20 protein-coding genes are annotated in these 19939 nt (G+C 63.6%); 13 read left to right on the plus strand and 7 right to left on the minus strand.

The features are described 5' to 3' along the window. Window positions 1-10: 10 nt before the first annotated feature. The gene (locus VWY34_RS15910; protein WP_416546165.1) at window positions 11-1369 is read right to left on the minus strand and encodes an alginate biosynthesis protein; all 1359 of its coding nucleotides are present in this window, start codon (window positions 1367-1369) and stop codon (window positions 11-13) included. A gap of 239 nt (window positions 1370-1608) precedes the next feature. Between VWY34_RS15910 and VWY34_RS15915 the strand changes: the two genes are divergently transcribed. From VWY34_RS15915 to VWY34_RS15925, 3 genes are all read left to right on the plus strand, one after another. Beyond that, on the plus strand, window positions 1609-1950 hold the full coding sequence (locus tag VWY34_RS15915) for a TfoX/Sxy family protein (protein WP_416534210.1): 342 nt from the start codon (window positions 1609-1611) through the stop codon (window positions 1948-1950). A 69-nt stretch (window positions 1951-2019) separates the two neighbouring features. Next, window positions 2020-2190: a YqaE/Pmp3 family membrane protein gene (locus VWY34_RS15920; protein ID WP_014874958.1), complete on the plus strand. Its 171-nt coding sequence runs from the start codon at window positions 2020-2022 to the stop codon at window positions 2188-2190. Further along, complete coding sequence (locus VWY34_RS15925) at window positions 2183-2689, plus strand: DUF4112 domain-containing protein (protein WP_340545876.1); 507 nt, start codon at window positions 2183-2185, stop codon at window positions 2687-2689. Before VWY34_RS15920 ends, VWY34_RS15925 begins: the two co-directional genes overlap by 8 nt. Window positions 2690-2805: 116 nt before the next feature. Here VWY34_RS15925 and ndk read toward each other — a convergent pair whose 3' ends face one another. After that, window positions 2806-3228, minus strand: coding sequence for a nucleoside-diphosphate kinase (gene ndk / locus VWY34_RS15930; protein WP_340545877.1), 423 nt, complete (start codon window positions 3226-3228; stop codon window positions 2806-2808). Window positions 3229-3484: 256 nt separating this feature from the next. On the opposite strand from ndk, the gene VWY34_RS15935 reads away from it, so the two are divergent. From VWY34_RS15935 to VWY34_RS15945, 3 genes are all read left to right on the plus strand, one after another. Continuing rightward, a complete protein-coding gene (locus VWY34_RS15935; RefSeq protein ID WP_340545878.1) occupies window positions 3485-5338 on the plus strand; it encodes an ABC-F family ATP-binding cassette domain-containing protein in 1854 nt (617 codons plus the stop codon). Further along, window positions 5335-5958 (plus strand): MarC family protein, encoded by a 624-nt coding sequence (locus VWY34_RS15940; protein WP_340545879.1) that lies wholly within the window; start codon window positions 5335-5337, stop codon window positions 5956-5958. Before VWY34_RS15935 ends, VWY34_RS15940 begins: the two co-directional genes overlap by 4 nt. 69 nt (window positions 5959-6027) lie before the next feature. Further along, window positions 6028-6609 carry a retropepsin-like aspartic protease family protein gene (locus VWY34_RS15945; protein ID WP_416542149.1) on the plus strand — a complete coding sequence of 194 codons (582 nt, stop codon included), beginning with the start codon at window positions 6028-6030 and terminating at the stop codon, window positions 6607-6609. 33 nt (window positions 6610-6642) lie between these two features. Here VWY34_RS15945 and VWY34_RS15950 read toward each other — a convergent pair whose 3' ends face one another. Further along, window positions 6643-7107: a DNA polymerase III subunit chi gene (locus tag VWY34_RS15950; protein ID WP_416546167.1), complete on the minus strand. Its 465-nt coding sequence runs from the start codon at window positions 7105-7107 to the stop codon at window positions 6643-6645. 20 nt (window positions 7108-7127) lie between these two features. After that, window positions 7128-8603: a leucyl aminopeptidase gene (locus VWY34_RS15955; protein WP_416546169.1), complete on the minus strand. Its 1476-nt coding sequence runs from the start codon at window positions 8601-8603 to the stop codon at window positions 7128-7130. 226 nt (window positions 8604-8829) lie between these two features. On the opposite strand from VWY34_RS15955, the gene lptF reads away from it, so the two are divergent. The 6 genes from lptF to rsmA all read left to right on the plus strand — a co-directional run bounded on the left by lptF (window position 8830) and on the right by rsmA (window position 16454). Further along, the gene (gene lptF, locus VWY34_RS15960; protein WP_416534214.1) at window positions 8830-9981 is read left to right on the plus strand and encodes an LPS export ABC transporter permease LptF; all 1152 of its coding nucleotides are present in this window, start codon (window positions 8830-8832) and stop codon (window positions 9979-9981) included. Next, window positions 9978-11081 (plus strand): LPS export ABC transporter permease LptG, encoded by a 1104-nt coding sequence (gene lptG / locus VWY34_RS15965; RefSeq protein WP_340545884.1) that lies wholly within the window; start codon window positions 9978-9980, stop codon window positions 11079-11081. The genes lptF and lptG overlap by 4 nt, the downstream gene beginning before the upstream one ends. A 1-nt stretch (window position 11082) precedes the next feature. After that, window positions 11083-13269: an LPS-assembly protein LptD gene (locus VWY34_RS15970; protein WP_416538950.1), complete on the plus strand. Its 2187-nt coding sequence runs from the start codon at window positions 11083-11085 to the stop codon at window positions 13267-13269. Next, complete coding sequence (locus VWY34_RS15975) at window positions 13254-14522, plus strand: peptidylprolyl isomerase (RefSeq protein ID WP_416546171.1); 1269 nt, start codon at window positions 13254-13256, stop codon at window positions 14520-14522. The genes VWY34_RS15970 and VWY34_RS15975 overlap by 16 nt, the downstream gene beginning before the upstream one ends. Next, window positions 14519-15523 carry a 4-hydroxythreonine-4-phosphate dehydrogenase PdxA gene (gene pdxA, locus VWY34_RS15980; protein WP_416546173.1) on the plus strand — a complete coding sequence of 335 codons (1005 nt, stop codon included), beginning with the start codon at window positions 14519-14521 and terminating at the stop codon, window positions 15521-15523. The genes VWY34_RS15975 and pdxA overlap by 4 nt, the downstream gene beginning before the upstream one ends. Before the next feature lie 85 nt (window positions 15524-15608). Beyond that, the gene (gene rsmA, locus VWY34_RS15985; protein ID WP_340545888.1) at window positions 15609-16454 is read left to right on the plus strand and encodes a 16S rRNA (adenine(1518)-N(6)/adenine(1519)-N(6))-dimethyltransferase RsmA; all 846 of its coding nucleotides are present in this window, start codon (window positions 15609-15611) and stop codon (window positions 16452-16454) included. A gap of 141 nt (window positions 16455-16595) precedes the next feature. Here the strand turns inward: rsmA and VWY34_RS15990 are convergent, their stop codons facing one another. From VWY34_RS15990 to prfA, 3 genes are all read right to left on the minus strand, one after another. After that, entirely contained in the window at window positions 16596-17306 is a 711-nt protein-coding gene (locus VWY34_RS15990; protein ID WP_416546175.1) for a DUF4167 domain-containing protein, read from the minus strand. A 224-nt stretch (window positions 17307-17530) separates the two neighbouring features. Continuing rightward, window positions 17531-18388, minus strand: coding sequence for a peptide chain release factor N(5)-glutamine methyltransferase (gene prmC / locus VWY34_RS15995; RefSeq protein ID WP_416546177.1), 858 nt, complete (start codon window positions 18386-18388; stop codon window positions 17531-17533). After that, window positions 18385-19440: a peptide chain release factor 1 gene (gene prfA / locus VWY34_RS16000; protein WP_340546327.1), complete on the minus strand. Its 1056-nt coding sequence runs from the start codon at window positions 19438-19440 to the stop codon at window positions 18385-18387. The genes prmC and prfA overlap by 4 nt, the downstream gene beginning before the upstream one ends. Before the next feature lie 173 nt (window positions 19441-19613). On the opposite strand from prfA, the gene VWY34_RS16005 reads away from it, so the two are divergent. Then, complete coding sequence (locus VWY34_RS16005; protein WP_416539169.1) at window positions 19614-19901, plus strand: hypothetical protein; 288 nt, start codon at window positions 19614-19616, stop codon at window positions 19899-19901. The last annotated feature ends 38 nt before the right edge of the window (window positions 19902-19939 follow it).

Here is a 19939-nt window from a genome sequence, read left to right on the forward strand (position 1 = left end):
TCTGATCGGGTCAGGCAACCACCTGGACAAACTTGCGCTTCGACATTCTGGCACTGCGCGCCGGGGCCACTTCGACCAGGCGCAGCGGACGGATACCGATATTGTCGATTCGCTGGATTTCGCCACCGCTGGTGAGGCTCTGATCACGCCAGACCATCCGCACCCGCTCATCCGAGGTCACCATCGCGGAGCCTTCGACCACCCGCCAGTAGGTGCCAAGGGTCGCAACAGACAGCGGCAGGCTCTGCCCCGGCAAGACGGTCAGATGTTTGACAATGTGATGAGCGCCGGTGTCGAGGGTCTCGCTGCGGCCCCAGCTTTCGGTTTCGATTTCGCTGCTGTTGCGGGAGGCGCCCTCGCTCAGCTGATCGGCGTACCAGCTGGCCAGGCTCGCAGCGTCGCTGACACCGGTTGCGGTCTGGGTCAACTCGGCGGGGCCCTGCGCGCCATCCTTGCGGCTGTGCGGCATGGTCTTGCACCAGGTCGCCTCGCCCGAGACGCTGCCGGCCAACCAGGCCTCCCACTCGGCGTCGCTGGCAACTTCCGGTTCCACCTGCCAGGCCGACATCTCGTCCCAGCCTGCATCCATTTCGACCACGGACAAGCGCGCGGCATGGCACAGGATCGCGCTTTCGAAGGTGCTGCTGCGGGCCCGACGGTAGCTGTCGGCATCAAGCGCGAGGATCCCGTCGACCTTCATACCGCGGGTGGCGGCAGCCTTTGCGGGCATCAGAATGCGGGCGGCGTGTTTCTTGTAGGCGGCCATCAAAGTGTCGAGCCGCGCCAGATAGATACCAGTGCTCCAGAGTTTGGCGGCAGGCTGATCACGCCAGCCATCAAAGGCCGGGTTGCGCTGATCGAGGAAGCTGCTGACCGGGCTGGCGCCTTCTGCGTTGAGGCTGCGTGCACATTCGATATAGCCGTGGCTGCGGCAGGCGCGATCGGTCTGCACGCCAAGCATCACGATATCGCCGTTCTGGGCCGACTGCATCCCCTGAGCCAGAGCATCCTGAAGCTGATCCGCATCGTCAAAATCCTGACCCGCAGGCAGGATCAGCACCAGGCTGTCGGCAGCCGCCTTCAGGCTGTGCAGCGCTGCAATTGTGCCGGCAGCGGTTTTGGTGGCGCCCGGCTCCAGCAGCAGCTGGCCCGCGACCTTCATCGCCTCCATCTGGGTGGCCGCCACCTCGGCAAAAGCGCCGCAGGTGAGCACGGTCGGGGCGTGGAATTCGGCAGTGGCAACGGCCGACAGCAGGGTCTGGAAGCGGCTTTGGACACCGGCAGCATCCTCAAAGTGCATCGGCACCATGTCGGCGCCATTGGTGACATCGGCGTCTGTGGCTCCGGCGAGAACAATGGGATAGATCATGCTGCATTCCTTTCGGCGTATCGTGGCGTGTCTGGCTTGAACCAGGGATGGCGTGTTGATCTCACACTAGGGAAGTCGGTGCTTGCGATCTTCTATCCAGTGGGCGTTTTGAAGCGCGAAAAAGGATAGTACCCGCACAACCTTAGCGTTGGGCCTTGGCACAATTCATCATAGAAATGTTTCAAATTTCCTTAAAATACGGTCGTGACAGGCAGAGATGCCTTGAGTATGTTCCCGATATGTCCGCATCTGCCTCCACCCCTGTGTCGTCGATCCGCAATCTCGGCCCCGCCTTTGAAGAGGCCTGTCGCAAGGCAGGGATCACCTCGGCCGAGGCGCTGCGCGCCCTGGGGGCCGATGCCGCCTACACCCGCCTGCTGGAGGCTGGCAACAGACCGCATTTCATCGGCTATTATGTTCTGGTGATGGCGCTTCAGGGGCGGCCCTGGAACGACTGCAAGGGGGCGGAGAAGGCGGCGCTGCGCAAGCGGTTCGATGCGCTGAAGGCGGGCAGTTTCGATGCCAATCGCTCGGCTCTGGAACGGGCGCTGGACGAGATCGGCGTGATCGAACGGCGCTGAATCCGGGAACATTTGCCGAATGATGCGCGTTGTCCTCGCAACAGCAACCGCACATCCGGGAGAATTCTCATGGATCTTATCCGCATCATCGCCGCCGTCATCCTGCCCCCGCTGGGCGTCTTTCTACAGGTCGGTCTGGGCAAGCATTTCTGGCTGAACATCCTGCTGACCCTGCTTGGCTATATTCCGGGTATCGTCCATGCCGTCTGGGTCATTGCGCGGGAGCCGCAGCATGCCTAACCTGCAGATCCCGCAGGAAGACCGCCTGCAATCGCTTGAGCGGCTGGCCCATGGGATGGACCGCGCATTTCGCTTGCCGGTGATCGGCACGCGCATCGGCTGGGACAGTATCCTGGGGCTGGTTCCCGGCGTCGGCGACGCGCTGGCGCTGGCGCCTGCGGGGTATATCGTGCTCTCGGGCTATCGCATGGGGGCCTCATCCGGGACGCTGGCGCGGATGGTCGGCAACATCGGCATCGACGCGCTGATCGGTACCGTGCCCCTGATCGGTGACATTTTCGACATCGGCTGGAAGGCCAACCTGCGCAATGTTGCCCTGCTGAGGCGGCATCTCGAAAAAAAGACGATGGCGGGCGAGCCTCTGGCCAAACGGCTGGCCCGCAGAGGGTTCGACCATATCAACGCCCCAACCCGCAGAACACTGAAGGCCGCCCGTGATCTACCGCGTCGGCTGCACGCGGGCCGCGCGCGCCCGGCCGCAGAGCCGCGCCACGGCTGATCGCTGCCGCTTACTGGCATCATGACCATCTGATACCCGTGACCGCAAGAAAAAGGCCGCGCCGGATGATCCGGAGCGGCCTTTTCCAATTTTGGTCAGGCTGAAACAGCGGTGGCTTAGCCGACCAGCTCCAGACCGGAGAAGAAATAGGCGATTTCAACCGCTGCGGTTTCCGGTGCGTCGGACCCGTGAACGGAGTTTTCGCCGACGGATTCGGCGAATTCGGCGCGGATGGTGCCGGGAGCCGCGTCTGCGGGGTTGGTCGCGCCCATGATTTCGCGGTTCTTCGCGATGGCGTTTTCACCTTCCAGAACCTGCACAACAACCGGCTCGGAGGACATGAATTCGCAGAGTTCGTCGTAGAAGGGACGCTCAGCGTGGACAGCGTAGAACACGCCGGCCTGCTCTTTGGTCATGTGGATGCGCTTCTGCGCGACGATGCGCAGACCTGCGTCTTCGAATTTCGCGTTGATCTTGCCGGTCAGGTTGCGACGGGTTGCATCGGGTTTGATGATCGAAAAGGTACGTTCCAGAGCCATTTGGCATACTCCTGCAATTTGGGTCGCGGGATGGACCTCCCGGGACCGGAAACTTCGCGCGCCGCCTAGCATGGCTTGCGCGCCATGGGAAGGGGGTTGTTGCACTGCCGCTGCCCCGTGCGGGCCATCGGCGGGCCAAAGTAGCAGGCCAGAGTCGCGACATATATGTCCGTTCGGACGCATCGCGGCACGCTTTGGCCCATTGGACGCCCCGAGGCCAATTGACAGCACCGGGTCACTGGGTCACACCGCTGCCATGTTACGTATCAGCGATATCTCCTATGCGGTCGAAGGCCGTCTATTGTTCGATGGCGCCAGCGCCACGATCCCCACAGGCCACAAGGTCGGATTGGTGGGCCGCAACGGCACCGGCAAGACCACCCTGTTCCGCCTCATCCGCAATGAGCTCTCGCTGGAATCCGGCAGCATCTCGCTGCCCAGCCGGTCGCGCATTGGCGGTGTCGCGCAGGAGGCGCCAGCCTCGGGTGTGTCGCTGATCGATACGGTGCTGGCCGCCGATACCGAGCGCGCCGAGCTGCTGGCGGAGGCCGAGACCGCCCAGGATCCGGGCCGGATTGCCGAAATCCAGACCCGCCTTGCCGATATCGACGCCTGGTCCGCCGAAGCCCGCGCCGCCTCGATCCTGAAGGGGCTGGGGTTTGACTATGAGGCGCAGCAGCGCCCCTGTTCGGATTTCTCCGGCGGCTGGCGGATGCGGGTCGCGCTGGCGGCGGTGCTGTTTTCGCAGCCCGATCTGCTGCTGCTCGATGAGCCGACCAACTATCTGGACCTGGAAGGCGCGCTGTGGCTGGAGGCCTATCTGGTCAAGTATCCGCACACCGTGATCATCATCAGCCACGACCGCGAGCTGCTGAACCGCTCAGTGAATGGCATCCTGCATCTCGAAGATCTCGGGCTGACGTTTTATTCCGGCAACTATGATCAGTTTGCCCGCCAGCGCGCTGCCAACCGCGCCAATCAGGCGGCACAGGCAAAGAAGCAGGACGCCCGCCGGGCGCATTTGCAGGCCTTTGTCGACCGGTTCAAGGCCAAGGCAAGCAAGGCCAAACAGGCGCAGAGCCGCGTCAAGATGCTGGAGAAGATGGAGACCATCCGCGCGCCCGAAGACGCCGCGCGCACAGTCTTCACCTTTCCCGAACCCGAAGAACTGTCGCCGCCGATCATCGCCACCGAGGGCGCATCGGTGGGCTATGACGGCACCACGATCCTGAGTCGGCTGGACCTGCGCATTGATCAGGACGACCGCATTGCGCTTCTGGGCAAAAACGGTGAGGGCAAATCCACCCTCTCCAAGATGCTGTCGGGCCGGCTGGATGTAATGACGGGCAAGATGACCCAGTCCAGCAAGCTGCGGATCGGCTTCTTTGCCCAGCATCAGGTCGATGAGCTGCATATTGACGAAACCCCGTTGCAGCATCTGCAACGCGAACGCCCCAATGAGGGCCAGGCCCGTCTGCGCGCAAGGCTGGCAGGCTTTGGTCTCGGGTCGGATCAGGCGGATACCGAGGTCGGGCGCCTCTCTGGTGGGCAAAAGGCGCGTCTGTCGCTGCTGTTGGCCACCCTGCCCGCGCCGCATCTGCTGATCCTCGACGAGCCGACCAACCACCTGGATATCGAAAGCCGCGAGGCGCTGGTGGAGGCGCTGACCGCCTATTCCGGCGCGGTCATTCTGGTCAGCCACGATATGCACCTGCTCAGCCTTGTTGCCGACCGGCTGTGGCTGGTCTCCGGCGGCACGGTGAAACCCTATGAGGGCGATCTGCCCTCCTACCGCGATCTGCTGCTTACACGGGACAAACCGGCGGGCAAATCCAAGGCCAAGGCGGAAAAGCCCAAACGCCCGTCGCGCGATGCGCTACAGGCGCTGCGCGCCGAGGTGCGCAAAGGCGAGGCACGGCTGGAGAAGGTCAGCGAAATGCGCGACAAACTGGCCAAGAAACTGGCCGATCCTGCCCTCTATGACGAAGATCGCAAGGATGAGGCGCTGGTCTGGCAGCGCAAATACGCCGAGGTGATGGAGGCGCAGGACCGGGCAGAGGATCTGTGGCTGAAGGCGGTTGAAAAACTGGAAAAGGCAGAAGCGCTATGATCGATACCGCCTTTCTGATCACCTCCTTTGTGACGCTGTTCGTGATTGTCGATCCGATTGGATTGACGCCGATCTTTCTGGCGCTGACCCAGGGCATGACGCCAGCGCAGCGGCGGGCGATTGCCCTGCGCTCCACCATCACCGCTGCGGTGCTGCTGGCGGTGTTTGCGGCCTTTGGCGAGGCGGTGCTGGGGTTTGCCGGGATTTCCATGGCCGCCTTTCGCATCGCGGGCGGCGTTCTGCTGTTCCTGACCGCGCTCGACATGTTGTTTGAACGTCGCAACAAGCGGCGCGAAGACCGCAGCGAGGAAGATGACTTTGACGATCCCTCGGTCTTTCCACTGGCGATCCCGCTGATTGCCGGGCCGGGCTCAATTGCCACGGTGATCCTGCTGACCGGTCAGCAGCCGGGGTTTGCCGGATTTGCCATGGTGATGGCGGTGGTCTTTGCAGTGCTGAGCATCCTGTTGCTGATGTGCCTGTTTTCCGGCCTGTTTGAACGGCTGCTGGGCAAGACCGGCATTACTGTTGTGACACGGCTGCTGGGGATGCTGCTGGCCGCGCTGTCGGTGCAATTCGTGCTGGACGGGTTGCAGGCCTTTGGATTTGCCGGGGGCTGAGCCTCTCGCAACTTTCCGGGTGCCTCCCCATATTGAGGGGAGAGATCGGCGCAAGGCAGGAGAAACAGGTTGGACGGCATCGAAACTCCACGATTGATCTATCTGGTCTTGCTGCTAGTCGCGGTTGGCTCTTGGGTGTTTGTGCAGAACCGGCAGGGGCTGGGCAAAACCGTGCAGCAGCTGGCGATCTGGGCGTTCATCTTTCTTGGCGTGATAGCCGGTTACGGCCTGTGGGAGGACATCCGCAGCACGGTGCAGCCGCAGCAGGTGGTGATGCGCGACGAGGGGCGCGTGGATGTGCCGCGTGCGCGCGACGGGCATTATTATCTGACCGTCGATGTCAACGAGGTGCCGGTGCGCTTCCTGGTCGATACCGGCGCCAGCGCCGTGGTGCTGAACGGTGAAGATGCCCGACGGGTTGGCATTGATCCCGAAAGCCTTGCCTATCTGGGACGGGCGCGCACCGCCAATGGCGAGGTGCGCACTGCGCTGGCCACGGTCAAGAGCATGTCGCTGGGCGGCATCACCGACCGCGACATCACGCTTTCGGTGAACGAGGGGCAGATGGATCAGTCGCTCCTGGGGATGGATTACCTGCAACGCTGGTCCAGCATCGAGATCCGCAACGGATCGCTGATCCTGACGCGCTGAGGCCAGCGCCGCCCCCCTTTCGCGGGTTGATACCTAGGCGGTTTTCTCGGCCTTTTTCTCCCAGCGCCCGCTCTCTTCGGACCAATATTGCGCTGAGCATCCCGCATCGGTGAGGGATTTCCACTGCACCCGTGCGCGGGCCACCGCGTCCGGGTTGGTGCCGTCAAACAGAATGCAGACCCGCTCCAGCGCGGCAACCTCCTCCGCCGTGACCTCGGCGCCATCCACCGCCATCAGGCAGCTGGTACCGGGCACCGGCGTCGTCTCATGGCTGAGCAGAACGGGCTGAAGCGCATCATGGGGGCCGCCGAGAATACCATGCGGAAGAAACTGCTCCTCCGGTCCAAGCCACAGCCGTTCGTCCAGCTGCGTGATCCGCGGCAGGTCCACCCCGCGCACGACAATGCGCCACCCGGCGCCAAGCGCCTTGTCGAGGAGGACCGGCAGCGTCTCTTCAAGCGAACGCCGGGTCAGATGGTAGAAATAGGCCGCCCCCATGGTCTGTATCTCTGCCTGTCTCAGTCCGTCTCGAACATATTCTGCACCAGCCGGTTCAACGCCATGACGCCCCAGCCGGTCGCGCCTTTGGGGGCGTAGTCGGTGTCTGTCTTGACCGAGGCGACGCCTGCGATATCCAGATGGATCCAGGGGGTGTCTTCCTTGACGAAACGTTGCAGGAACTGCGCGGCGGTGATCGACCCGGCCGGGCGTCCACCGATGTTCTTCATGTCGGCAATGCGCGATTTCAGCATGTCGTCATAGGCCTTGCCCAGAGGCATCCGCCAGGCGCCCTCACCCTCGGCTTCGGCGGCTTTCAGGAAGCGGTTGCAGAAGGTGTCGTCATTGGAGAAGACGCCCGCGTTTTCATGGCCAAGGCCGATGATAATGGCGCCAGTCAGGGTGGCGAGGTCGATCATGCCCACCGGTTTGAAGCGCTCCTGCGCGTACCACATCACGTCGCAGAGAACCAAGCGCCCCTCGGCGTCGGTATTGATCACCTCGACGGTGTCGCCCTTCATGGATCTGATGACATCGCCCGGGCGGGTCGCATTGCCAGACGGCATGTTCTCGACCAGCCCGACAAGACCGACCACATTGGCTTTCGCCTTGCGCAGGGCCAGCGCCCGCATGGTGCCCGCAACAACGCCTGCACCGCCCATATCCATGGTCATGTCTTCCATGCCCGCGCCCGGTTTCAGCGAGATGCCGCCAGTGTCAAACACCACGCCCTTGCCCACCAGCGCCAGCGGTGCGGCATCGGTTTCGCCGCCGTTCCACTGCATCACCACCACTTTCGACGGGCTGTCGGACCCCTGCCCCACGCAGAGCAACGTCCGCATGCCCAGCTCTTCCAGCTGGTCCTCGTCGAGCACCTCAACCTTCAGTCCGAGGCTTTCCATCTCCGCCAGCCGATTGGCAAATTCGGTAGTGGTCAGCACATTGGCCGGCTCATTGACCAGATCGCGGGTCATGTGGACACCTTCGGCCACGGCTGCCAGCGGGCCATAGGCGGCCTCGACATCGGCGGGGGATTTATGGGCGATCACCACCTCGGCGTCGGAGGGGGCCTTGTCGCCGGTCTTGTGATCGTCAAAGCGATAGTCGCGCAGCGCCATCCCCAGCGCCAGATCCGCAGCGCGTGGCATGGAGCCTGCCATCACCGTCACCGATTTTCCATCGCTGCGCGCGGCCAGCTTGGCGCCGGCCTTGCGCGCCTCGATCGCGCTGATCTTGCGCGGGGTGACCAGAATATCCAGCGCCTCGGCTTTCATGCCAGCGGGCCAGGCCAGCGAAATCACATCGCCCGCCTTGGCCTTCTCAAAACCTTTTGCTTCAACCAGACGTGCCAGCGCCCCTTTGGTCAACCGGTTTGCCGTGCGCGCTGCCTGCCCCAATGTCCCCTCCGGGGTGATCTGAACCACCACACGGCCCTCAATCTCGGAGAGGGTCTTGGGATCAAATTCGACAAAACGTGTAGGGGTCAGCGGACGCATGTGCGGGGCTCCTGTCAGGGTCAATTCCTCAATCCCCAACAGGTAGCCTGCCTGTGCGACAATGACTAGGGCCAGATATGGTTTGACCGCCGTCGAAGGATGCGCTGAACGGGCTAGCGGGCGGCCACCGGCCGACTGTCGCGCGTCCGCAGAATGCAGTTTTCCCCGGCCAACAAATCCTCTAAGGTCTCCTCAAAACAAGGGCAGTAGGATCTGGGGGGATCGCGTGTCACGATACGACAGATATGTGCTGTCCCAATACCTGCTGTTTTTTGGGTTCTTTGCCTTGATTCTGGTGGCCGTATTCTGGATCAACCGCGCGGTGGTGCTGTTTGACCGGCTGATCGGCGACGGGCAGTCGGCCTTGGTTTTCCTGGAATTCACCGCCCTTGCCCTGCCGAATCTGGTGCGTATGGTGCTGCCGGTTGCGGCCTTTGCCGCATCGGTCTGGGTGACCAACCGGCTCAACAGCGAAAGCGAACTGACGGTTCTGCGGGCCACCGGCACCAGCCCCTGGCAGATGGCGAAACCGGCGCTGGCCTTTGGCCTGATCACCGCGCTGATGATGTCGATCCTTACCCATGTTCTGCTGCCTGCCTCTATCGCGACGCTGGAGCAGCGCGAATCCGAGGTCGCCCGCAACGTGACGGCCAAGCTGCTGAGCGAGGGTGATTTCCTGCATCCGGCGCGCGGCGTCACCTTTTACATTGGTCGGATTGACCCCGATGGGACGCTCAATGACGTGTTCCTGTCCGATCGCCGCAACCCGGCAGAAAGCGTCACCTATACCGGCGGCAAGGCCTATCTGGTGCGCGACGACGACAGGACCCATCTGGTGATGGTTGATGGCATGTCACAGCGTATCGACGCTGAGACCCAGCGCCTGTCTTCCACCATTTTTTCCGATTTTTCCTATGATATCAGTAGCCTTGCCAACAAAGCTGAAGAAAAGACCCGCAATATCCGCGCCATCCCCAGCCTTGAGTTGCTGCGCGAGATGCCGAAGCTGATCGCCGATGGCCCCTATAGTGCCGGCGCGCTGGCCGAAGAGCTGCACCTGCGGTTTGCCCGTGCCCTGGTCTGTGTCGCTGTGGTGCTGATCGGCTTTGCCTCCCTGATGCTGGGCGGTTTCTCGCGATTTGGGGTCTGGCGGCAGGCGCTTCTTGCCTTTGTGCTGCTGATCTTTGTCGAGGGGCTACGCGGCGTGGTCTCCGAGCCGGTGCTGCACAACGCCGATTTCTGGCCGCTGATCTACCTGCCGACGCTGATCGGGCTGCTGGTCGGGCTGGCGTTTCTGCAATTGGCGGCCAAGCCGCTGGGACCGCTGCTGGCGCGGCGGCGCCATAGCCGCCAAACCCGCAGGGAGCGCGCCACATGACACTGGACCTGTATTACGCGCGCCGCTTTTTGCAATGGTTTGCAGTGATTTGCGGCGTCCTGTTAACGCTTGTGATGTTGATCGACCTGAATGAGCAGATCCGCCGGTTTGAGGCGCAGGACCTGTCGCTTGGCCAGCTGTTCGGCCTGACGCTGCTCAATACCCCTGCGGCGCTGAGTGAATTTCTGCCGTTGATCATGATCCTCACCACCATCGTGCTGTTCATCGGGCTGGCGCGCAGCAGCGAGCTGGTGGTGACCCGCGCCATTGGCCGCTCGGGCATCCGCGCGCTGGCGGCTCCGGTGCTGCTGGCGGCGCTGATCGGGGTGCTGGCTGTCAGCACATTGAACCCGATCGTGGCGGCGACCTCCAACCGCTACCGCGATCTGGCGGAGACCTACCGCAACGGCGGCCCGGCGGCGCTGTCGCTTACCGGTGAGGGCTTGTGGCTGCGGCAGGGCGGCGCGTTGGGGCAATCGGTCATCCACGCCACCGGCTACAGCGGCGATACCGGCGATATCACGCTCCATGATGTGACGATCCTCTCTTACGGCCCCGAAGGCCGCCCGATCCGCCAGACGCTTGCGGAACAGGCGACGCTGGATGGCGGCGACTGGGTGCTGACCAAGGCCAAGGTCTGGCCGCTCATCGTGGGTGTGAACCCCGAGACCAACGCCGAGCGGCACCCGACACTGCGCCTCTCGACCACGCTGACATCGGAGCGGATTCGCGACACGCTGGGCACTGCGACCGGGATCTCCGTCTACGATCTGCCCGCCACGATCCGCGAGCTGTCCGAGGCCGGGTTCTCCACCAAGCGCTATGAGGTCTGGTTACAGGTCGAACTGGCGCGACCGCTGTTCCTGATCGCCATGGCGCTGGTTGGCGCCGCCTTTACCATGCGCCATACGCGGTTTGGCGGCACCGGTCTGGCGGTTCTGACAGCGGTGCTGCTGGGGTTCGGGCTTTATTTCCTGCGCAATTTCGCCCAGATCCTGGGGGAAAACGGCCAGATCCCCGTGGCGCTGGCCGGCTGGGCACCGCCGGTGGCAGCGATCCTGCTGACGATGGGGTTACTCTTACATGCCGAGGACGGATAACATGCGCCGCGCCCTGCTACTCTCGACGGTTCTGCCCTGGCTGGCGGTTGGCCAGCTGGCGCTGAGCGATGTCGCCCATGCCCAGAGCGCCCGCCCCGGCGCCGCTGCGCAATCGGCTGATACGCCCGCAATTCTGGTGGCAGACCAGCTGTTCATCACCCCGGATCGTACCCTGGTGGCCGAAGGCAATGTCGAAGCGTTCCAGGGCGATGTCAGGCTCCGGGCGCGGAAGATCACTTTTGATCAGACCCAAGGCGCCCTGCAGATCGAAGGCCCCATTCGCATCGACGAAGGCGGCGACATCACCATTCTGGCTGATGCTGCCGAGCTGGACCGGGATCTGCGCAATGGCCTGCTGGTCGGCGCGCGCATGGTGTTTCAGCAGCAGCTGCAACTGGCCTCCCTGCAGATGACCCGCGTTGGCGGCCGCTACACGCAGCTTTACAAAACCGCCGTCACCTCCTGCCATGTCTGCACCGACGGGCGGCCGCCGCTCTGGCAGATCCGAGCCGAACGGATCACCCACGATCAGCAGGAGCGCCAGCTCTATCTGGAGAACGCCCAGCTGAGGATCTTGGACACGCCGGTGTTCTATTTCCCCGGCATCCGCCTGCCCGACCCGACGCTGGAGCGGGCCAATGGATTTCTGATTCCGTCGATCCGCACCACCTCGAACCTCGGCACCGGGGTAAAACTGCCGTATTTCCTGACCATCGGCCCACATCGTGACCTGACGCTGTCGCCCTACCTGTCGTCGCGTACCCGGACGCTGGACATGCGCTATCGTCAGGCCTTCCGCCGTGGCGAGATCGAAATCAACGGCGCCTATACCCGGGATGAGCTCTACCGGGGCGAGGATCGCGGCTATGTCTTTGCCGAGGGGACCTTTGACCTGCCCAATGCGTTCAAGCTGCGGTTCGATCTCAAGACGGTGTCGGATGATGCCTATCTGGTCGACTACGGCCTGCGTGATCTGGACCGCCTCCGCTCCGAGGTTGTGGTGACCAAGGTCGAGCGCGACAGCCTGTTCCGCGCCAGCGCGATTTCCTACAAGACACTGCGCGATAGCGAAAATCAGGATCTGATCCCGTCCTCCGTCGGCAACCTCTACTATGAGCGGCGTTTTTTCCCGACGCAGATCGGCGGCGAGCTGCGCCTGTCACTGGAAACCCACGGTCATAACCGAACCTCCGACATCCGGGGCAACCTGACCGATCCGGGCGGCCGCGATATTGGCCGGGCGACATTTGATGTGGACTGGAACCGCAGCTGGCGCTTTGCCAACGGGCTGGTGGCGGACTGGTCGCTGGGCGCTGCGGCGGATGCCTTTGCGGTCTATGACGACGATGTCTTTGCCAATAACACCTCGCGCTTCAGCCCACGCAGCGCGCTCACCTTCCGCCTGCCGATGACCCGGCGGGAGCAGTCCGGCGCCACGCAGTTTCTGGAACCGATCCTGCAGATCGGCTGGACTGATACCGGCGATACCGCTGTCCCCAACGACGAAAGCAATTTCGTGGAGTTCGACCGGGGCAACCTGCTGGATCTGTCGCGGTTTCCGGCCACCGATGCGCGCGAGGACGGGGTGACGGTGGCTTTCGGGCTGAACTGGGCGCGGTTCTCGCCCAGTGGCTGGCAGGCCTCGGCCACCATCGGGCAGGTGTTCCGCGACAGCGACGATGGTCGGTTCACCAAGAGCTCCGGCCTCGGCGGCACCTCCTCCGACCTCCTGATGGCCGCGCAGCTGAAGCTGAACGATGATCTGGCGATCACCACGCGGGGCCTGTTGAACGGCTCACTCAACTTCTCCAAGGCGGAGGTGCGCGGCGACTGGATGACCGACCGCAGCCGCCTGACCGGCACCTATATGTGGCTGGGCACCGATCCCGCCGAAGGCCGCGCCGAGGAGGTCTCCGAACTCTGGTTCGACGGTGCCTATGAGGTCAGCCCCGGCTGGACCGCCAGCGCCAATCTGCGCTACGACATCTCTGACGCCCGGGCCACCCGCGCAGGCCTCGGGCTGGTCTATTCCAACGAATGCGTGACGGTCGATCTTTCGGTCAACCGGCGCTATACATCGACAACAAGTGTTGAGCCGACAACGGATTTCGGCTTTACCATCGCGTTAAACGGGTTTTCCGTGGACAGCGGCAGCAAGAAGTACAGGCGATCATGCAAAAACACCTGAGTTTCCGGCCCCAAGATGCGGCCCCCTTCGTTCAGCGACTGACCCAGACCGCAACAGCCGTGGCGCTGGTAGCGGCGGTGATCTTCGCCCCCGCCCCCGCCGCCCTGGCACAGGGGCTGTTTGCCCCGGCGGTGACGGTGAATGACGCAGTGGTCACAAATTACGAGCTGCAACAGCGCGCCCGGTTCCTGACCCTGCTGCGCGATCCGGGCGATCCGCTGGAAAAAGCCCGCGAAGACCTTATCGAGGACCGGTTGAAACTCGACGTTCTGGCCCAGGCCGGGATCGAGCCGACCGAAGAAGAAATTGTCGCAGGTATGACCGAACTGGCCGGCCGCGCCAATCTCAGCCTGCAGGAATTCCTGAATGTGCTGGGTCAGAATGGCGTTGCACCTGAAACCCTGCGCGATTTCACCCGTGTGGGCATCGCATGGCGCGAATATGTTGCCGCTCGCTATCTGGCACAGGCCCGCCCCAGTGAGGAAGAGATCGACCGCGCCATGGGGCTTGCCGGTTCCGGTGGTGTCGAGGTGCTCCTGTCCGAGCTGATCATGCCGATCAACGCGCAGAATGCCGCCCAGGTCGAGGATATCGCCCAACAGGTCAGCCGGATCACCACCACCGGCGCGTTTTCGCAGGCCGCGCGGCAATATTCGGCCACGGCCACCCGGCAAAGCGGCGGACGGCTGCCCTGGATGCCGCTGACCAACCTGCCCCCCCAGCTGCAACAGGTCGTCCTGGCGCTGCGCCCCGGTGAAGTCACTGCGCCGCTGCCGCTGGATGGCGCGGTTGCCCTGTTCCAGCTCCGTGATCTGCGCGAAACCAGCGGCGCCGCACCCAGCTACGCCGCCATCGAATACGCGGCCTACTATCTGCCCGGAGGCCGCACCCCCGAGGCGCTGGCCGCTGGCACCAAGGTGGTCAATGCGGTTGACAGCTGCGATGATCTCTATGGTGTGGCCAAGGGTCAGGATCCCTCTGTACTGGACCGCGAAACCCTGGCGCCGGGTGAGATCCCGCAGGATATCGCCATTGAACTTGCCAAGCTCGACCCTAATGAGACCTCGCTGGCGCTGACCCGCAACAATGGCCAGACCCTGATGCTGCTGATGCTCTGTGGCCGCACCGCTGAAGTGAACGCCGAAGCCAGCCGCGAAAGCGTCGGCAATGCGCTGACCCAGCAACGGCTCGGCGCCTTTGCCGACAGCCTTCTGGAACAGCTGAAAGCCGACGCGCGGATCAGCGGAGAATGAGCCGCCCTGCCCGCCCCTTGCCCATCGCGCTCAGCTGTGGGGAGCCGGCGGGCATCGGCCCGGAGCTGGCGGTCAAAGCCTGGCAGGACTTGCGCGACAGTTGCCCGTTCCTGTGGCTGGGCGATCCGCGACACCTGCCCACGGGAACAGACTGGCAAGAGATCGACAATGCCGCTGAGGCCGTCGATGTCAGTGCCAGCGCTATGCCTGTGCTGCGGGTCGACTTTGCCGCCCCAACCGTGCCCGGACAGCTCAACCCCGACAATGCCGCCGGTGTCATCCGCGCCATTGAGGCCGGTGTCGCGCTGGTGCAATCCGGCGAGGCCAGCGCGCTCTGCACCGCGCCGATCCACAAGAAGGCGCTGATTGACGGCGCCGCATTTGCCTACCCCGGCCATACCGAGTTTCTCGCCCATCTGGGCGGCACGCCAAATGTCGTCATGATGTTGGCAAGCCCGGAGCTGCGGGTGGTGCCCGCCACCATCCATATCCCCCTATCACAGGTCCCGCAGCAGCTGACGGCCGACGGCCTGCGCCGCACGATTGAAATCACCGCGCAGGGGCTGCGGGACCAGTTTGGCCTGGCCCACCCCCGGATTGCAGTTGCGGGGCTGAACCCCCACGCCGGTGAAGATGGCGCCATGGGCCACGAAGAGCTGGATTGGATGCGCGGGCTGATTGCCGATATGCAGGGCGGCGCCTATACGCTCTCTGGGCCGCACCCTGCCGACACGATGTTCCATGCCGCTGCACGCGCGCGTTATGACGCGGCGATCTGCATGTATCACGATCAGGCGCTGATCCCGATCAAGACGCTCGATTTCGATCGCGGCGTCAATGTCACGCTGGGGCTGCCGTTCATCCGCACCTCGCCGGATCACGGCACTGCCTGCGATATCGCCGGTCAGGGGATCGCCAACCCCTCCAGCCTGATCGAGGCGCTGCGGCTGGCGCAATCCATGGCACAGCGTCGGACCCCAAACGCGGCCAGCAGCACTTGAAACTTCTTCTGGCCGGAAATATCCCCGCCGGAGGCATGAAAATCTAAGGCGCAGCCGCTGCGCCCCGTCCCAAGGTACAGATGATATGAGCGCTATCGACTCCCTTCCTCCCCTGCGTGAGGTGATCGAGACCCACCAGCTCTCGGCGCGCAAATCGCTGGGGCAGAATTTTCTTCTGGATCTGAACCTGACGGCAAAAATTGCCCGCCAGGCCGGCGACCTCAGCGAATGCGACGTGCTGGAAATCGGTCCCGGTCCCGGCGGTCTGACCCGCGGTCTGCTGGCCGAAGGCGCGCGGCGCGTGCTGGCGGTGGAGAAGGACAGCCGCTGCATCCCCGCACTCGCAGAGGTGGCCGCGGCCTATCCGGGCCGGTTGCAGGTCATCGAAGGTGACGCGCTGGAGGTGAACCCGCTCACCCATCTGACACCGCCCATCCGTATCGCCGCCAACCTGCCCTACAACGTCGGCACCGAACTGCTGGTGCGCTGGCTGACACCAAAGGCCTGGCCGCCCTTCTGGCAGAGCCTGACGCTGATGTTCCAGCGCGAGGTCGCCGAACGGATCGTCGCGCAGCCCGGCAGCAAGGCCTATGGACGACTGGCGCTGCTGGCGCAGTGGCGCGCCGATGCCCGCATCGTGCTGTCGCTGCCGCCCGAGGCCTTCAGCCCGCCACCTAAGGTCCATAGCGCGGTGGTGCATCTGAAAGCGCTGGAGGCACCCCGGTATCCGGCAGATGCCGGCACCCTGAACAAGGTGGTGGCCGCCGCCTTCAACCAGCGCCGCAAGATGCTGCGCGCCAGTCTCAAGAGCGTGAGCCCCGATATTGAGGATCACCTTGTGGCGGTGGGCATTCCACCAACCGAGCGGGCGGAACAGGTCGGGCTGGAAGCCTTCTGCGCGCTGGCGCGAAGCCTGAAGAACGAATCCTGACCAGCCACGCCAGACAGGCAACGACATCCATCCCAGTCTGTCCGCAATGTGACTGACAAGAGAAAAGCCCGGTCTCAGCTGAGACCGGGCTTTTTATCTATCCCTGTATCCTTCGATCCGGTCGAACGGCCGGTCTGCGGATTATTCGGCCGCTTCGGGAGCGTCTTCAGCCGTGGGTTTCGGCTTGGGCTTGCGCCGAGGTGCTGGTTTGCGTTCCGGTGCCGCGGCCCCATCTGCTGCCGGGGCATCGGCGCCCGCCTTGGGCGCGTCCGCGTTTGCCTCATCTGTCGAGCCACTGTCAGGCTTGTCGCCCTCAGCTTTGGGCTTGCGGCTGCGCGGTTTGCGCGCTGCTGGCTTTGCCGGTTTGCTGTCGCCGTCGCTGTCGGCGGCGGACTGATCGCGGCTCTCGGGTGTTTCCACCAGGCCACTGTCACCATTGCCATCGCGCGGATCCATCACGTCGGGCTGGGGCGCGGCGGACGGATCGTCGGAGCGGCTGCCCGCCTCGCGTTCCTGGCGCTCCAGACGCTCTGCGCGTTCACGGTCCCGCTCAGCCTGACGCTCGCGGTTCTGGCGTTCCTGCTCTTCGCGACGCGCATCAATTTCGCGTTGCGCTTCGTTCAGCATGCGCAGGTAATGCTCAGCATGCTGTTGGAAATTCTCGGTGGCAACGCGATCATTACTCAGCTGGGCATCGCGCGCCAGCTGATTGTATTTGTCGATGATCTGTTGCGGCGTTCCGCGTACCTTGCCTTCGGGGCCGGAGCTGTCGAACACGCGGTTGACAACATTTGCGCCTGCTGGGCGGTTCCGGTTCGACTTGGAACGCGAACGTGATTTGGACGATCTCATATGCCTAACGTCAGCCTTGATTGTATTTGTCGTGGATCCATACCAGCGCGCCTCTGCGCCGGATCATCGACCATTTTGGGCTTGATGTCGCCGGGAGGTATTCTTTACCTCACCCTAAAGCGACTTCTTTGAGTAATCATGTTCCGCCCTTTCAGACAAGGGGGTCCAGGCGATTATCGGTGCTTTTTCTTACGAAACTGCAAATTCAGGCCATTTTCACGGGTTTAGGAGCTGTTTTGGCCACAGCTGCGGCCACAGACCACCCGGTCGCGCCCATCCATATCCGGCAGGATGCGGACCTCTTTCAACCCGGCCGACAGCAGAAGATCACTGACCGCCGTACCCTGCGTCGGGCCGATCTCCAGAAAGACCCGCCCCCCTGCGGCCAGATGATCGCCGAGATCGGCGGCGATGGTCCGATAGGCGCCAAGCCCGTCGCCGCCATCCGTCAGCGCCATCTCCGGCTCATGGGCGCGCACCTCATCCGAAAGCTCCGGCATTTCGTCAAGCGCGATATAGGGCGGGTTGGAGACAATCAGATCGAACTTCCCCTCGACGGCGGAAAACCAGTCCGACTGCAGGATTTCGGCACGCGCCTCAACCCGGTGCAGCACCGCATTGGCGCTCGCCTGAAGGCAGGCAGCTTCGCTCAGATCGACGCCAACGCCGGTCGCGGCACGCTGCTCGGCCAGCAGGGTGACCAGAATGCAGCCCGAACCAAGGCCGAGGTCCAGCACCCGCGAGAACGGTTCGGCCAATGCCGCCTCGATCAGGGTTTCGGTTTCAGGACGCGGATCCAGCACATCGCCGGAGACCTTAAAGCGGCGGCCATAAAACTCCCGCTCGCCAATCAGCTGAGACACCGGCACCCGGATGGCGCGCAGGGCGATGAGCTGCTCATAGCGCTCGGCGATTTCAGGCGCCAGATCTTCGGGCGCGATCAGGGTCACGCGGCTGGCCTCGATCCGGGCGGCATGGGCCAGCAGGATCCGCGCATCACGCGCCGGGTCCGGCACACCGGCCGCGCGCAGCCGGGCCGCAGCGGCAGCCATCGCCTGAGCGGCTGTCTGAGGCGCGTTCATTGGCCCATCTCGGCCAGCAGCCGCGCCTGATCGTCCGCTGTCAGCGCGTCGATGATCTCGTCCAGATCGCCCTGCATGATCTGGTCAAGCTTATAGAGCGTCAGGTTGATACGATGATCCGACATCCGGCCCTGCGGAAAGTTGTAGGTACGGATCCGCTCCGACCGGTCGCCAGAGCCGACCTGACTGGCGCGATCGGCGGACCGTTCACTGTCGATGCGCTGGCGCTCCAGATCGTAAAGCCGCGTGCGCATGACCTGCATCGCGATCTCGCGGTTGCGGTGCTGCGATTTCTCGGAGCTGACCACAATAATACCGGTGGGAATATGGGTGATCCGCACCGCGGAATCGGTGGTGTTCACATGCTGGCCACCGGCCCCGGAGGCGCGCATGGTGTCGATCCGAAGATCCGCCGGATCAATGCGCAGATCGACATCCTCCGCCTCGGGCAGCACCGCAACCGTGGCGGCAGAGGTGTGGATGCGCCCGCCGGATTCGGTCACCGGAACGCGCTGCACGCGGTGGACACCGGACTCATATTTCAACCGGGCAAAGACGTTTTCGCCTTTGACATGGGCGACCACCTCTTTCAGCCCGCCGAGTTCGGTTGTCTGTTCCTCGATGATGTCAAACCCCCAGCCCCGCGCCTCGGCGTAGCGCTGATACATGCGCAGCAGATCCCCGGCGAACAGGGCCGCCTCATCGCCGCCGGTGCCGGGGCGGATTTCCAGAATGGCCGGGCGGCTGTCGGCCTCATCCCGGGGCAGCAGCGCCAGTTGTAGCGCATGTTCGGCCTCGGGCAGCGCCGCGCGCAGCTGGGGCAGCTCCTCCTCCGCCAGCGCCGCCATATCGGGATCGGCGAGCATGTCTTCTGCTTCCTGAAGATCGGACAGCAGGCGGCGATAGGCGCTGATCTGCTCGGCAACCGGGCGCAGATCGGAATATTCCTTGGCCAGAGCCGCAATATCGCCGCCTGCGACACCCTCTGCCATTGCGGCCTCAAGATACTGAAACCGTTGTAAAATCTGCTCGAGGCGGTCTTCGGGGATCATGCGTGCAATATCCGTATCGATCTGTCTTTTGCGCAAGGCTGCCCTTGTGATATGCTAGGGTCATGCAACATGCCAGTCCTCATATTGCGGGAAAGGATCATGCGCAGCGCCGCCTGCCTGAGCTTGGGTGGCTGCCCCCTGCGACACCAGGCCTGCCCCGCTCTTTGCTGTATCTGCTGGGGTTTGCGCTGTCGTGGAGCGCAACCGCGTCGCCCATTCAGGCCGATGTTGTCGCGCCAAATGGGCGCACGATCGACTGTTATTGCACCGACAAGAGCGGCAGCCGGGTTGAGCTGGGCGAATTTGTCTGCCTGCAGGTCGACGGGCGCATGTTCACGGCCCAATGTCAGATGTCGCTGAATGTGCCGATGTGGCGCGAAGTTCAGGCGGGCTGCCTTGCGGCTGAGGCTGATACGGCGCCGGCCATCTCGACGGCTGCGGAGCCGCTGCCGCGGATCTGATCCCACCGATATGCGTTTGTTGAGATTGGCCTGTCATA

Source organism: Phaeobacter sp. JH20_02, assembly GCF_048056915.1.
Taxonomy (GTDB): Bacteria; Pseudomonadota; Alphaproteobacteria; order Rhodobacterales; family Rhodobacteraceae; genus Phaeobacter; species Phaeobacter bryozoorum.